A 14,178-nucleotide genomic window follows, 5' to 3' on the forward strand; every position below is an offset into this window, starting at 1 on the left:
CGAGGTTCGCGATGCCGAGGTTCGCGATGGCTGCGTGCCTGCGCGGCAACCTCCGCCGGCTCGCGGCGGCTTCGCGCGCGCTGCTCGGCGCGGCGCTGCTGACAGCGTCGCTCGGCTGTGCCGCGGCCTCCTGCCCCTGGCCCGCCTGGGACAGCTTCAAGCGCGACACGGTCAGCGCCGACGGCCGCGTGATCGACGCCAGCACGCCGCAACAGACCACGGTGTCCGAGGGCCAGGCCTACGCGCTGTTCTTCGCGCTGGTCGCCAACGACCGGCCAACGTTCGAGCGGCTGCTGGCCTGGACCGAGAACAACCTGGCCGAGGGCGACCTCGCTTCGCGCCTGCCGGCGTGGATCTGGGGCAAGCGCGAGGCCGCCGAGGGCAAGCCGGAACGCTGGGGCGTGCTCGACGGCAACCCCGCGTCCGACGCCGATTTGTGGATCGCCTACGCGCTGCTCGAGGCCGGCCGCCTCTGGCAGGAGCGCCGCTACACGGCGCTCGGCACCGTGATCGCGCGCCAGGTGGTGCGGCAGGAAACCGCGCTGCTGCCGGGGCTGGGCCGCACGCTGCTGCCGGGGCCAATGGGCTTTCATCCTTCGCCGACGATGTGGCGGCTCAATCCGAGCTATGTGCCGCCGCAGCTGATGCGCCGCTTCGCCGCGCTGTGGCCGCAACAGCCCGAATGGATCCAGCTGCTGTCGAGCTCCGCCCGGCTGCTGCTCGATACCGCGCCGCGCGGCTTTTCGCCGGACTGGGTCGAGTATCACGGCGGCGCCAAGCCGGGCTTCCGTCCGGACCAGCAGACGCAGGCGGAAGGCGCCTACAACGCGATCCGCGTCTATCTGTGGGCGGGCATGCTATCGCCGCAGGACCCGTTGCGCGCGCCGCTGCTGAAGACCTATCGGCCGATGGCGGACTACACCATCGCACAGGGACACCCGCCCGAACGCGTCGATACCCGCTCCGGCACCGTCGGGCCGAATTCCGGCAATGCCGGTTTTTCCGCCGCCGTGGCGCCGTATCTGGCAGCGCTCGGCGAGACCGGCGCGGCGCAGCGCCAGGTCGAGCGGATGCGCAAGCTGGCCGCCGAGCAGCCGCTGGGCTACTACAGCCAGGTGCTGGCGCTGTTCGCGCTCGGCCATCTCGATGGCCTGTACCGTTTCGAAGCCGATGGCGCGCTGACGCCGGCCTGGACCGCGACATGTCCCGCTCGCCGCTGATCTCCGCCGCCGCGGTGCTGCTCGTTCCCGCGCTGCCGGCCACCGCGCAGACCGCCGCTGCGCCCGCCGTCGCCCCTTCCATCAACGCTGAACTGGCGCGCCTGCTGTCGTCGGCGCGCATGTGGGAAGCCAAGAATCGCGCCGATCTGGCGCGCAACGCGCTCGACAAGATCCTGACGATCGAGCCGCAGCAGCCCGATGCGCTGCTGTTGCTGGCGCAGATCGAATTGCGTTCGAACCGCCCCGCCGAAGCCCAACGGATCCTGCAGCGTCTGCGCCAGCACCATCCGAAACACCCGGCCACCCGCGAGCTCGAGGACACTTACCGCATCGCCACGCAGGACAAGCGCGAAATGGCGACGGTGCGCATGCTCGCGCGCGGCGGCAACGAGAAGGAAGCGCTCGAACGCCTGCAGAAGCTGTTTCCCGACGGGCCGCCGCAGGGCGAGCTGGGAATCGACTACTACCGCATCCTGGCCGGCACCGACGCGGGCCGTCCGCGCGCGATCGCGGAACTGCGCCGGCAATTGGCGCAGCGGCCCGACGATGCGCGCCTCGCGCTGGTGCTGGGCGACCTGCTGACCGATCGTCCCGCCACGCGGGCCGAAGGCCTCGGCCTGCTGTACCGGCTGAGCCAGCGCACCGACGCCGACCGCAAGACCGCGCTCGATATCTGGCGCCGCACGCTGTATCGCGTCAGCGACGATCCCGCCTACGCGGTCTGGTTCGAGCGCTATCTGCAGGAAGTGCCCGACGACGACATCGCGCGGCAGACGCTGGCCGAACTGGAGGCCAGGCGCGAGGCGCATCGGCGCATGCTGGCCGATCCCGCCTACCAGGCGCGCCAGCGCGGACTGCGCCAACTCGAGCGCGGCAATCTCGCCGAAGCGCAGGCCGCCTTCGAGCAGGCGATGCGCACACGCGGCAACGATGCCGAGGTGGTCGGTGGCCTCGGGCTGGTGCGGCTGCGCGAGGGCCGTCACGACGAGGCGCGCGCGCTGTTTTCCCGCGCGCTGCAGCTCGATCCCGAGCAGCGCAACAAGTGGCGCAGCCTGCTGGACACCGCCACCTTCTGGGGCACGATCGCCCGTGCGCGGCTGGCCGGCACGCAGGGCAAGCCCGGCGAAGCCGAGACACTGGCCCGACAGGCGCTGGCGCGCCAACCGGACAACGCCGATGCGCTGGTGATCCTCGCCGACGCGCTCGTTGCCCAGCAGCGCGAGGCCGAGGCCGAGACGCTGCTGCGCCAGCAGCTCGCCGGCCGCACGCCCGACCCCGGCGCGCTGCGCCGGCTGGTGACGCTGCTGCAGAACAACGGCCGCGGGGCCGAGATCGATCCGCTGCTGGCCGCCACCGAGGCGCGCCTGCAGACATCGCCGGCGAATGCGCAGACGCTGCGCCAACTGCGCGCCGAGCTGCTGACGCGGCAGGCCGACCAGCTGCTGGCCGAGCGCCGCGCGAGCCCGGCCATCGCCCGACTCGAGGAAGCGCTGCGGCTGACCCCCGACGCACCGTGGACACGCTACACGCTGGCACGGGCCTATCGCGATCTCGGGCTGCCGGCCCTGGGCCGCGAGACCATGGACCAGGGCCTGCGCCTCGCGCCGAACGCCGACATGCGGCATGCGAGCGCGTTGTACCTGAATTCCGTCGACGACCCGGATGCCGCGGCCGCGCTGCTCGCGCAGATTCCCGAAGCGGAGCGCACCGAAGGCATGCGCGAGCTCGGCGGCAATCTGCGCGCGCAGCAGTTGCTGCGACAGGGCCGCCTGGCGCTGGCCGCCGGCCGGCCCGAGGAGGCCCGTGCGCTGCTGCGGCAGGCCGCGCAGGCGACGCGGGCGGATCCGCAGATGCTCGCCACCGTGGGCCGCGAAGCGATCGCCCTTGGCGAGTCCGACTATGGGCTCGGGCTGGTGCAGCAGTGGCTGGCCGCCCATCCCGACGATCCGGCGATCGGCGTGCGGCTGCGCTACGGCGAACTGCTCGCCGCCGCCGGGCGCGACGAGGCGCTGCGTGCCTGGCTCGACGACCTGCGGGATCGCGACATGCAAAGCCGCGGCCAACGCGGCGCGTTCGAGCCCGCGCAGCGCGCCGCGCTCGGCGACCAGGCGCTGCGGCTCGCGCTGCGCGATGCCGACCGCCGTCTCGATGACGACGATGCTGCCGGGGCGCTGCGCGTGCTGGCGGCGGTACCGGCCGAGCAACAACAGGACCCGCGCTGGTCGCTGGCGCTCGCCGACGTGCGCGAGCGCCAGGGCGATCTCGACGGCGCCGCCGCTGCCGCGCGCACGGTGCTGGCGCGCAACCCGGACGATGCCGACGCGCGCCTGACGCTGGCGCGGCTGGCCGAACGCGGCGGACGCAATGACGAAGCGCTGCGCATCGTGCGCGAGGTGCTGGCCGGCACGGCCGAGGACGATATCGATACGCGACTGTCGGCGGCGCGCCGTCTGACCGCGCTGCGCCGCGAAAGCGAAGCGGCCGCGGTGGTCGAACCCCTGCGCCAGCGCTATCCGCAGCGCGCGGATATCGTCGTGCAGCAGGGACGGATCGCGCAGTCCGGCGGCCGCTTCGACGACGCGGCCTCGCTGTACCGGCAAGCCCGCATGCTCGAGCAGGCCGACGGCGCGGCCCCCGCGGCCGGCGGCACCGCCGCGCAGCGCGCGCTGCAGGACCTCGATGCGCGCCGCGACGGACAGGTCGCCACCGCCACGCTGTTCTCGCGCAAGTCGGGCGACAGCGGCATTTCCGAGCTGAGCGCGACCGAAATCCCTCTGTACGTGCGGATTCCACATGGCTACACCGGCCACGCGTTCTTCCACGCCGACACCGTGCTGCTCGATGCCGGCACGCTGCGCATGGACGCCAGCAGTGCCGAAGAGTTTGGCCAGATCGCCGCGCGCGGCAGCGCCGGCATCGCACCGCGCGGACAAAGCGACAAGGGCGTGGCGCTGGCCGCGGGCTATGCATACAACGGCGCCTACGACAGCTGGCGCGCCGACCTCGGCACGACGCCGCTCGGCTTCCTGCAGCAGTCCGTGGTCGGCGGCCTGCGCTATCGCGCCGAACTGAACCGCGCCGCGGCCACCATCGACGTGTCGCGCCGCGCGGTCACCAGCAGCCTGATCTCCTACGCCGGCGCGATCGATCCGGCCAGCGGCGAACGCTGGGGCGGCGTGGTGCGCAACGGCGTCACGCTCGGCTATTCGCACGACGTCGGCCGCGGCAGCGTGTTCGCCACCGTCGGCGCCGGCGTGCTGACCGGGCATAACGTCCGCACCAACCGCGAATTCACGGTGCGCGCCGGCTTCGACTGGCCGCTGCTGCAGGCGCGCCACCAGCGCGTGACCAGCGGCCTGGTGGTCAACTACTGGCGCTATCAGGAAAACCTGCGCTACTACACGTTCGGCCACGGCGGCTACTACAGCCCGCAGCGCTATCTGTCGCTGTCGGTACCGCTCGAATGGACCGGGCGGCGCGGCGCCTGGTCGTGGCGGCTGGGCGGCTCGGCCGGCTGGTCGGATACCTACGAGAAGGACATGCCCTTCTATCCGACGCGGCCGGACCTGCAGGCGCTGTCAGGCAACCGGACGTTCGGCGGCGGCAATGGCGGCGGCTTCAGCTATACCGCGCTGGCCGCGGTCGAATACCGCTTCGCGCCGAAGTGGGTCGCCGGCATGGCGCTGCAGATCGACCGCTCGCGCGATTACGCGCCCAATCGCGCGATCGCCTACCTGCGCTATCACTTCGAACCGCAACGCGGACCGGTGCCCTTCCCGCCCGAGCCGGTGCGGCCGTATTCCTCGTACTAGATCGGATCGACGAACGATGAGCCCATCGACGAGGCCCGCCGCCACTTCCCTGACCCCGGACTCGGCTGCATCGACCGCGCCCGCGCCGCCGCGCTCGGCGCTGTTCGCGCGGCTGCAGGCGCGGCCCGCGCTGGCGATCGACGGCCTGCCCGCCGAACTCGCGGCGCTGGCGCCGGGCCATGTGCATATCGTCTACGCCGCGCCGTCGCCGGCGCGCGATGCGCTGTTCTGGCAAACCGCCGCCACTGCGCTGCGCGGACCCGCCACGGTGCTGTCCGCCCGTCCCGCCGACGGCATTGCCCAGGCTCTGCGCGAGCACGGGCTCGATATCGACGTCGCCGGCGCGCTGCATCATCGCGCCAATCTGTGCGGGCTGCGCGCAAGCGGGCGCGGCGCCGGCATCGACACGCTGATCGATGCATTGCAGGCATTGGCCGACCAATGCGCGGCCCGCCACAGCGTGATGATGGTCGAGGGCGCCGAGGCCTGCTTTTCATGGAACGACGGCGCCCGCCTGTCGCGCGAAGGCGCCAGGCTGGCCGCATGGTGCCAGCGCGAACGGCTGTCGCTGCTGCTGGTGCTGGCCCCGCCGACCGACGACATCGACGATACCCGGCGGCCCGCCGATCTCGGCAGCCTGCACGCGCGCTTTGCCGGTGCCGCGCATCTGGCGCAGGTGCAGGGCCAATACACCTGGGAGGTGGCGTTCTGGCGCGAGCGCGAGGCGGTGCTCGCCAGCCGTTCGCTGCCGCTGCGCTTCGCGGCCGACGAGCATCGGCTGATGGTCAGCGGCGCCCGCGTGGAAGGCGAAGGCGGCGATGCGGCGGCGGCCGGCCTGCTGGCGCCGGACGAACACCGCGTGATCGTCTGCCGCGATGCGGTCGCGCACGAGCGCTGGGTGCCCGAGTCCTGGCAGCTGGTCGACAGCAACGAGGCCGCGGTGGCGAGCGCCAGCGGCGCGGTGGCGGCGACCGTGCTGCTGCACTACCACGGCAACCGCGCCTTCGAGACGCTGGCCGAACAGGTGCACCGGCTGCGGCGCACGCGCGGCAGCGCGCTGAAGATCGTCGTGCGCGAGGACCAGGAGGCGATGCGGCAGCACTACGAGCTGCTGCTGCTCAATCTCGGCGCGAACCTGGTGATCGCTCGCCGTACGCCGTTCGCGCGCGTCCAGGCGATGCTCGAAAGCGTGCAGGGACAGGTGTTCTCGCGCCCGCTGCCGGCGGACTACCGCACCGCGCTTTCGGCGGTGCTGACCGGCTCGGCGATCGGCTATGTGCCGCCGGCCGGTTTCATCGACACGGTGCGCGGCGCCGTCGAACAGGGGCGCACGATCCGGCTGCCGCATGTGCTGCTGCGCCTCACGCTGCTGCCGGAAGTCGCGCATATCGACGCGCTGCGCGCCTGCCGGATGAACCGCACCGGCGACATCTGCAGCGCGGACGCCGACAGCATCTATGTGTTCTTCTTCGCCTGCCGGCTCGACGACGCCGACGCAGTCTGCCGGCGCGTGTTCCAGCGGCCGCTGGAGGCGCTGTTCTCGGGCGAGCTGCGCTGCGGCGATGCGCCGACCATCGAGGCCGCGCTGAACGCATTCGCGCAGCAGGCGCAGGAGCGGGCACTGCCCGACTACAGCGGCTGGCTGCAGGCAAGGGAACAGGCGAACGCGACGCCCGGCGACGGCGCACCAGTGTCGACGATGCCGGTGAGGGAGACCCCGCGCGCCGCGGCCGGTACCTCGTCGGCCGAACGCGCCGCGCCCGCGCTGCCGCTGCTGTCCCCGCTCGATGCACTGCGGCCGTCCGCATCGGCCCACGCCGCCTCGCATGCCAAACCCCGCACCGTGCCGACACCGGCCGCGGTGCCGCTCAAAGCCAGGGAATAGCCTCGCCATGCGTGTCTTTATCGGATATTTCGTCTGGGGCCTGATACTGGCCGCTCCGGTCGCCTGGCTGATCTGGAAGCTGGACCTGATGCGTGCGCTGCCGCGCTGGTTCCAGCCGCGCCAGCGCCGCGCGGTGCGGCTGCCGCCTCAACTCGAAGGCATCGTGATCCGCGGCAAGCGGTGGCAGGCGCCGAAGGACGGCACGCGATGAAGACGATCGCCATCGTCGCGCCGGTCGGCGGCGCGGGCCGCAGCACGGTGACCGCCGCGCTGGCCTCGCTGCTGGCCGGACGCGGGCATGCCGTGCTGGCGCTGGAATGCGATCCGCGCAATCTGCTGGGCCTGCATTTCGGCCTGCGCGAACCGGTCGCCCGTGGGCTGGTCGACGCCACCTTGCGGCCCTCGGCGAGCGACTGGGCCACAGCGGCGCTGCGCAGCGACGACGACGTGCTGCTGCTGCCGTGGGGTCAGGCCGATGGTGTGCATGGCGGCGCCGATCGCAATGACGGTGGCGTCAATGCCGACGCCGATGCCAATGCCGACGCCAATCCCGAGGCCGCCGCCACGCGATGCCTGCTCGAGCGGCCGCACTGGCTGCGCACGCTGCTGGCGCAGGTCGACCTGCCAGACGACGGCATCGTGCTGGTCGATACGCCGGCCTGGCCGGCCCCGCATGCCGCGCAGGCGCTCGCGGCCGCCGATCTGGCACTGGTGCTGGCGCCGCCCGAGCCCGAAGTGTGCGCCACGCTCCCGCGCCTGCAGCACGCGCTGGAACGGATCGCCCTGCCCTATCGCGTGGTCGCAACGCGGGTCCAGCCGGCGCGCCAGCTGCATGGCGATGTGCTGGCGCTGCTGCGCACCCGGCTGCGCGAGCGGCTGCTGCCCTATCAGGTGCACCTGGATCACGGCCTGCCCGAAGCGCTCGCGCGCGGCGAGAATTTCTGCCGCGCGATGCCGCATTCGCAGGCCGCGCACGATCTGCAGGGCATCGCGGCCTGGCTGTCGCAGTGGGTCGCGGCATCGCTCGGCTCGGCCGCGGCCGATGCGGAGGCGCATCGATGATTCTCGGCGTGCTGCTCGACCTGACCTTGCGGCTGCGTGCCGCGCTGGCGCAAGGCCTGGACCTTGGCGAGCAGCCGGCGCGCGGCGACTGGCTGGTGCGCCTGTTCTTCCGCCCGGCGCGGCCCGGCAAGCGCGACTGGCCGGCCGAGTTCGCCGCCTGGCTGTCGCGCCGCGGCGCCGAGCGTCTCGGCATCGATCCGCGGCACAGCCTGCCGCGCCGCGTATGGCGGCTCTTCGTACGGCCGCCCCGCCCGCGCCGGCGACTGGCAGCGCCGACGCGCCGGCGCAGCCTGCCGGAACAGCCGCCGCCGCAATCGGCGCTGCGCCGCTGGCTCGATCACCGGCTCGAGCCGGCCTACCGCTACGTCGCGCGCAAGCGGCGCCGGCTGGCGGCGCGGCTGCCGCGCGTCGACTGGATGCGCGCCAGCAGCGGCCTCGCACATGTGGCCGCGCTGGTGCATCGGGTGCGCGGCCTCGCGCCCACGCTGCTGGTACTGGCCGCGCTGACCGGACTGGTGTTGTGCACCACGCCGCTGCCGCTGGGCGGACAGCTGAGGGTGTTCGCGCTGGTCTGGATCGCGGTAATGGTGCTGCGCAAGATTCCGGGGCGCTTCCCCACGCTGACGATGATGGCGCTGTCGCTGCTGATGACGCTGCGCTATATCTGGTGGCGCGCCACCGAGACGCTGGACCTGGCCACGCCGATCGAGGTCACCATCGGCTATCTGCTGTTCGCCGCCGAGGCCTACACCTGGCTGGTGCTGATCCTCGGCTATGTGCAGACTGCCTGGCCGCTGTCGCGCCGGCCCAAGCCGATGCCGGCCGACCCCGCGCAATGGCCGACGGTCGACGTCTATATCCCGACCTACAACGAGCCGCTGTCGGTGGTGCAGCCGACCGTCTACGCCGCGCGCAGCCTCGACTGGCCCAGCGGCAAGCTGAACATCTACCTGCTCGACGACGGCCGCCGGCCGCAGATGCAGGCCTTCGCCGAGCAGGCCGGAATTCACTATCTGACCCGCGGTGACAATCGCCACGCCAAGGCCGGCAACATCAACCATGCGCTGTCTGTCACGCAGGGGGACTACATCGCGATCTTCGATTGCGACCACATTCCGACGCGCTCCTTCCTGCAGATGACGATGGGCGAGTTCATCGCCGATCCGCGCTGCGCGATGGTACAGACGCCCCACCACTTCTTCTCGCCCGATCCGTTCGAGCGCAACTTCGATACCTTCCGCCGCGTGCCCAACGAGGGCAGCCTGTTCTACGGGCTGATCCAGGACGGCAACGACCTGTGGAACGCGGCGTTCTTCTGCGGCTCGTGCGCGGTGATCAAGCGCGCGCCGCTGGCCGAGATCGGCGGCATCGCGGTCGAGACGGTGACCGAGGACGCGCACACGGCGCTCAAGCTGCACCGACGCGGCTACAACACGGCGTACCTGCGCACGGTGCAGGCGGCGGGCCTGGCCACCGAAAGCCTGGCCAGCCATATCGGCCAGCGCATCCGCTGGGCGCGCGGCATGGCGCAGATCTTCCGCATCGACAACCCGCTGCTCGGCAAGGGGCTCAAGCTGTTCCAGCGGCTGTGCTATTCGAACGCGATGCTGCATTTCTTCTACGGCATCCCGCGGCTGATCTTCCTGACGATGCCGCTCGCCTATCTGGTGTTCGGCATGCACGTGATCAACACTTCCGCGGCGATGATCGCGGCCTACGTGCTGCCCTATCTGGTGATCGCCAACATCACGAACTCGCGCATCCAGGGCAAGTATCGCCACTCGTTCTGGGCCGAGGTCTACGAGTCGGTGCTCGCGTGGTACATCGTGCTGCCGACCACGATGGCCTTCATCAATCCGCGGCTGGGCAAGTTCAACGTGACGGCCAAGGGCGGGCGGATCGAGGACGACTATCTGGACTGGACGATCTCCAAGCCCTATCTGCTGCTGCTCGCACTGAACGTGATCGGCCTCGGCATGGGCGTGGGCCGGCTGCTGATGGGCACGACCACCGAACCGGGCACGGTGGTGATGAACATGGTCTGGGCCAGCGTCAACCTGCTGATGCTGGGCGCCGCGATCGGCGTCGCCAAGGAAGCGCGCCAGGTGCGCGTGTCGCACCGGATTCCGATGCGCGTGCCGGCCACGCTGCTGCTGCCGGATGGCACCACGCTGGCCTGCAAGACCGAGAACTATTCGCTCGGCGGCCTGGGGCTGCTGCTGCCGATCGACGTGGCACTGAACGAGGGCGACCGCGTCGGCGTCTGCCTGTCGCGGGGCGCGCGCGAATATCACTTCGCCGCCACGGTGGCGCGCAACGTCAACCGCCACCTCGGCGTGCGGATGCAGGACCTGAGCCCGGAAGCCGAGACCCAGCTGATCCAGTGCACCTTCGGCCGTGCCGACGCGTGGATCGACTGGCTCGACGACCAGCCGCGCGATGCGCCGCTGCGCGGGCTCAAGGAGGTCATCGAGATGGGATATCAGGGCTTCCTGCGGCTGTACGACGCCGCGCTCGACATGCTCGAGGCCGCGCTGGCACGGCGGCGAACCCGCCAGTCATGAGCCGGCGGCCGCCTCGACAGACCACACGCACGAACTGCACATCCTGCGATCCATATGGGACTCTGGAACCTCTACTTCGCCGCCAAGCTGTACCTGTTCGCGATCGGACAGGTGCAGCCGCGCTGGCTGCTCAACCTGCTGTTCGCGCTGTGGCTGGTGCTGCCGCTCGAACACCGCGGCCTGCGCGTGCTGCGCCAGGTGCTGGCGGTGGTGGTCGGCGTGGCGCTGCTGTACCACGAATCGAACCTGCCGCCGTTCGCGCGCGTGATGTCGCAGTTCTCGAACCTCAGCGCCTTTACGCCTGCCTATCTGCTCGAGCTGCTGCAGCGCTTCGTCAGTCCGAACCTGGTGCTGGGCGCGATCGTCGTCACGCTGGCCTATCTGGTAATCAACCGCTGGGTCCGCGTCACCACCTTCGTGCTGCTCGCGCTGATCGTGGTGCCGCTGTGGCAAGGCACCGGCACGGTGCCGACCGGGACGGCGGCAACCGGCACCGGCGCGGCGCGGGTCGCGCAACGGCCGGCCCCGACCATGCGGATCGACAGCCCGGCCGAAGTGGGCGACAACGAGGCGCAGCTGAACGCCTTCCGCGCGCAGGAGGCCACGCGCCAGGTCGCGTTCACGCCGCTCGGCGCCTCGCCCGACAGTCAGTTCGACATCATCGTGCTGCACGTCTGTTCGCTGTCCTGGGACGATCTCGATGTCGCCAAGGCGCGCAATCACCCGCTGCTGTCGCGCTTCGACTATCTGTTCACCGAGTTCAGCTCGGCGGCGAGCTACAGCGGTCCGGCCGCGATCCGGCTGCTGCGCGCGGCGTGCGGCCAGCAGCCGCACCAGGCGCTGTACTCCCCGGCGCAGGGGCAATGCCATCTGTTCGAGGCGCTGGCGCAGGCCGGCTTCGATACGCGCGTGCTGATGAACCACGATGGCCGCTTCGACAATTTCCGTGGCTTCGTCGACAAGGAAATCGGCATTCCGAACGTCACCCATGTGCCGGTCGACGGCGTGCCGCCGGCAATGCGGGCCTTCGACAATTCGCCGATCCTCGGCGACTTCGCGGTACTGGAGAAGTGGTACAAGGCGCGGCTCGCGCAGAACGGCGGACCACAGGCGCTGTACTACAACACGGTCACGCTGCACGACGGCAACCGCCTGCCGGATTCGAAGCTGACCAGCATCCAGTCGTATCCGCTGCGGCTGACGCGGCTGCTCGACGATATCGACAAGCTGATCGCGATGATCGCGCGGTCTGGCCGCAAGGCGGTGGTGGTGTTCGTGCCCGAGCACGGCGCGGCGCTGCGTGGCGATGCCAACCAGATCGCCGGCATGCGGGAGATTCCCACGCCGCGGATCGTCCATGTGCCGGTGGGGGTCAAGCTGATCGGGTTGCAGGGTGCCGATGCAGGCGGCAACGACAAGGCCGCCACCGGCCCGGTGACGATCCACGCGCCGAGCAGCTATCTGGCGCTGTCGCAGCTGTTGTCGAATCTGGTTGCGGACAGTCCGTTCCGGCAAGGCGCGCCCGCGCCGTCGCAGTATGCGGCGGACCTGCCGCAGACGCGGATGGTCGGCGAGAACGAGGCGACCGTGATGATGAAGCGCGGAACCGGCTACGTGGTACGCACGCCCGACGGCGTATGGGTGGACGGCAAATGACGGATGGCGAGCGCAAGCGCGGCGGACCGCGGCGCGGCCTGCGGGCGCGGCACACGCCGCGGCCCAACAACGATATCGAGGCGCTGGCGATGAAGGTGCCGGGCTTTGCCGCGCAACGCTATGTCGACGAGCAGGAAGCCCAGGCGGCCCGCGCCGCCGCGACGCGCTGGCCTCGGCTGGCGGGATGGCTGGGCTATGGGGAAGACGGCGAGCCGGAAGATCACGCCTTCGTCGATGCGCCGGCGCTCAGGCCGACGCCGCGTTGAGGGCCTGCGGCTCGTTGTTCGGCTCGCTGTTCGGCTCGATATCCGGGTCGTTGTTCGGCTCGTTGTCCGCCCCGGTTTCGACGGAAGCCGCCGAGACCAACGCCGCGGCATTGGACCCTGCCACCGCTGCCAGCAGCAGATTCGCCGCCGGCTCGAGGCGCTCGGCCTGATTGAACAATCGCACGGACACCAGGCTGTTCTGCAGCGCGGCGAACAACACCTGCGCCAGCGCCGCCGAGCTGATTGCCGGTTGCGCATCGGCCCCGTTCTGCTCGCGTGCGCGATCCAGCAGCGCCGTCAGCCAGCTTTCGTTGATCCGATGAAACTCCTGCAGCGCGCGATGCACCACCGGGGGCAGGCACAGCGCCTCTGTCGACAGCATGCCCGCCAGGCATACCTGCTGCCCGCCACATTCGCGCCGCCACGATGCCAGATAGCGTTCGGCCTGCTGCAGCGGCGGCAGCGTCGGATCGATGTCGGCCAGATAGCGCGCGGCACGCTCGCTGTAGGCGTTCACCGCTTCGAGCGCCAGGTCTTCCTTGGTCGGGAAGTAGTAGTGGATGCTCGACGTCTTGACGCCGACACGCTCGGCCAGATCGCGATAGCTGAAGCCGTTGAAGCCCCGCTTGCGGATCAGGTCGAACGTATGTTCGAGCAGCCGATCGCGCACCGTCGAACTCGCGCCGGCCGGATGAGCCCGGCCGGCGGAGCGGGAAGTCGAAGCGTCTTTCATGACATGCCCTCCCCCGCTACCACGAGCGGCCGTTGCGGTATTGCCCTTCAAACGTTGGCACCTTCGGTGAAGACGTCGAACTGACCCTGACGCGCGCCTTCGGTGAAGACATCGAAGCGGCCCTGGCGGGCGCCGTCGGTGTACGGGCTGCGCGACGGCTCGGCCGAGACGCCGGTGCGATCCAGGCCGGCGACGATGCGAGCGCCGTCCGTGTACGGGTCGAACTTGCCGCTGCGCGCGCCGTCGGTGAACTGATCGACGCTGCGGGCAGGGCTGGCCGACACGCCGGTGCGGTCCAGGCCGGCGAGCACACGTGCCCCATCGGTGTACGGATCGAACTTGCCGCTGCGGGCGCCGTCGGTGAACTGATCGACGCTGCGGGCGCCGTCGGTGTACTGGTCGACGCTGCGGGCGGGGCTGGCCGACACGCCGGTGCGATCCAGGCCGGCGACGATGCGCGCGCCGTCGGTGTAGGGATCGGCCTTGCCGCTGCGGGCGCCGTCGACAAAGGTGTTGCGGTCACCGCTGCGGGCGCCGTCAACGAAGGCACTGCGGTCGCCGCTGCGTGCACCGTCGACATAAGTGCTGCGCTCGCCGGCGCGGAATTCGTAGCCGTACTTGTCGGCGGGAACGGTGGCAGCCTGAGCCGTACCGGCGACGAAAGCGGCGGCAAGGGTGGCGGCGGTCAACAGGGACTTGGCGAAGGTACGGTTGGTCATGATCAGCTCCTTTCGGGGATCCGCGCCTGGCGGATCGAATCGGTCAATGTGGAATCCGGCTGTCGAATCTACGAACCACATCTACCAGTAGATAGATAACCTGACTCGAAAAAAACCCGGATTCCCGGGGTTGTTGCGTGGACTTGAGTGCCGCTTCACTTCTTCTTCGGTGCGGCGTCGCGTCCATGTGGTCTACTTTATCTACTACTAGGTAGATAGTCAAGGAGTTTTTTCGATCGCTTCCGTCAGGGTCGCTGGCGC

At 70.5% G+C, this 14,178-nt stretch carries 9 protein-coding genes and 1 pseudogene; 8 read left to right on the forward strand and 2 right to left on the reverse strand.

Features of this window, described 5'->3' with window-relative positions; genetic code table 11:
• Positions 1–26: 26 nt before the first annotated feature.
• From bcsZ to FOB47_RS19525, 8 genes are read left to right on the forward strand one after another with little or no spacing between them, the layout of a single operon-like run.
• Positions 27–1,220: a cellulose synthase complex periplasmic endoglucanase BcsZ gene (bcsZ, locus tag FOB47_RS19490; protein ID WP_244959340.1), complete on the forward strand. Its 1,194-nt coding sequence runs from the start codon at positions 27–29 to the stop codon at positions 1,218–1,220.
• Positions 1,202–5,032: a cellulose synthase subunit BcsC-related outer membrane protein gene (locus tag FOB47_RS19495; RefSeq protein WP_174781873.1), complete on the forward strand. Its 3,831-nt coding sequence runs from the start codon at positions 1,202–1,204 to the stop codon at positions 5,030–5,032. Before bcsZ ends, FOB47_RS19495 begins: the two co-directional genes overlap by 19 nt.
• Positions 5,033–5,048: 16 nt before the next feature.
• Positions 5,049–6,917, forward strand: a complete 1,869-nt coding sequence (bcsE, locus tag FOB47_RS19500) for a cellulose biosynthesis protein BcsE (RefSeq protein WP_174781874.1) — start codon at positions 5,049–5,051, stop codon at positions 6,915–6,917.
• 7 nt (positions 6,918–6,924) lie between these two features.
• The gene (locus FOB47_RS19505; protein WP_174781875.1) at positions 6,925–7,128 is read left to right on the forward strand and encodes a hypothetical protein; all 204 of its coding nucleotides are present in this window, start codon (positions 6,925–6,927) and stop codon (positions 7,126–7,128) included.
• Positions 7,125–7,979 carry a cellulose biosynthesis protein BcsQ gene (gene bcsQ / locus FOB47_RS19510; protein WP_174781876.1) on the forward strand — a complete coding sequence of 285 codons (855 nt, stop codon included), beginning with the start codon at positions 7,125–7,127 and terminating at the stop codon, positions 7,977–7,979. Before FOB47_RS19505 ends, bcsQ begins: the two co-directional genes overlap by 4 nt.
• Complete coding sequence (gene bcsA / locus FOB47_RS19515; RefSeq protein WP_174781877.1) at positions 7,976–10,543, forward strand: UDP-forming cellulose synthase catalytic subunit; 2,568 nt, start codon at positions 7,976–7,978, stop codon at positions 10,541–10,543. Before bcsQ ends, bcsA begins: the two co-directional genes overlap by 4 nt.
• A gap of 54 nt (positions 10,544–10,597) precedes the next feature.
• The gene (gene bcsG / locus FOB47_RS19520; protein WP_174781878.1) at positions 10,598–12,199 is read left to right on the forward strand and encodes a cellulose biosynthesis protein BcsG; all 1,602 of its coding nucleotides are present in this window, start codon (positions 10,598–10,600) and stop codon (positions 12,197–12,199) included.
• Positions 12,196–12,465, forward strand: a complete 270-nt coding sequence (locus FOB47_RS19525; protein WP_174781879.1) for a hypothetical protein — start codon at positions 12,196–12,198, stop codon at positions 12,463–12,465. The genes bcsG and FOB47_RS19525 overlap by 4 nt, the downstream gene beginning before the upstream one ends.
• A gap of 115 nt (positions 12,466–12,580) precedes the next feature.
• Here the strand turns inward: FOB47_RS19525 and FOB47_RS19530 are convergent.
• Both FOB47_RS19530 and FOB47_RS19535 read right to left on the reverse strand, forming a co-directional pair.
• Positions 12,581–13,198 (reverse strand): annotated as a pseudogene (locus FOB47_RS19530) (TetR/AcrR family transcriptional regulator); the annotation flags it as partial.
• A gap of 47 nt (positions 13,199–13,245) precedes the next feature.
• A complete protein-coding gene (locus FOB47_RS19535) occupies positions 13,246–13,917 on the reverse strand; it encodes a copper resistance protein CopQ (RefSeq protein WP_174781881.1) in 672 nt (223 codons plus the stop codon).
• Positions 13,918–14,178 lie beyond the last annotated feature (261 nt).

The sequence above is a fragment of the Cupriavidus gilardii genome (assembly GCF_013347325.1).
GTDB lineage: Bacteria > Pseudomonadota > Gammaproteobacteria > Burkholderiales > Burkholderiaceae > Cupriavidus > Cupriavidus gilardii.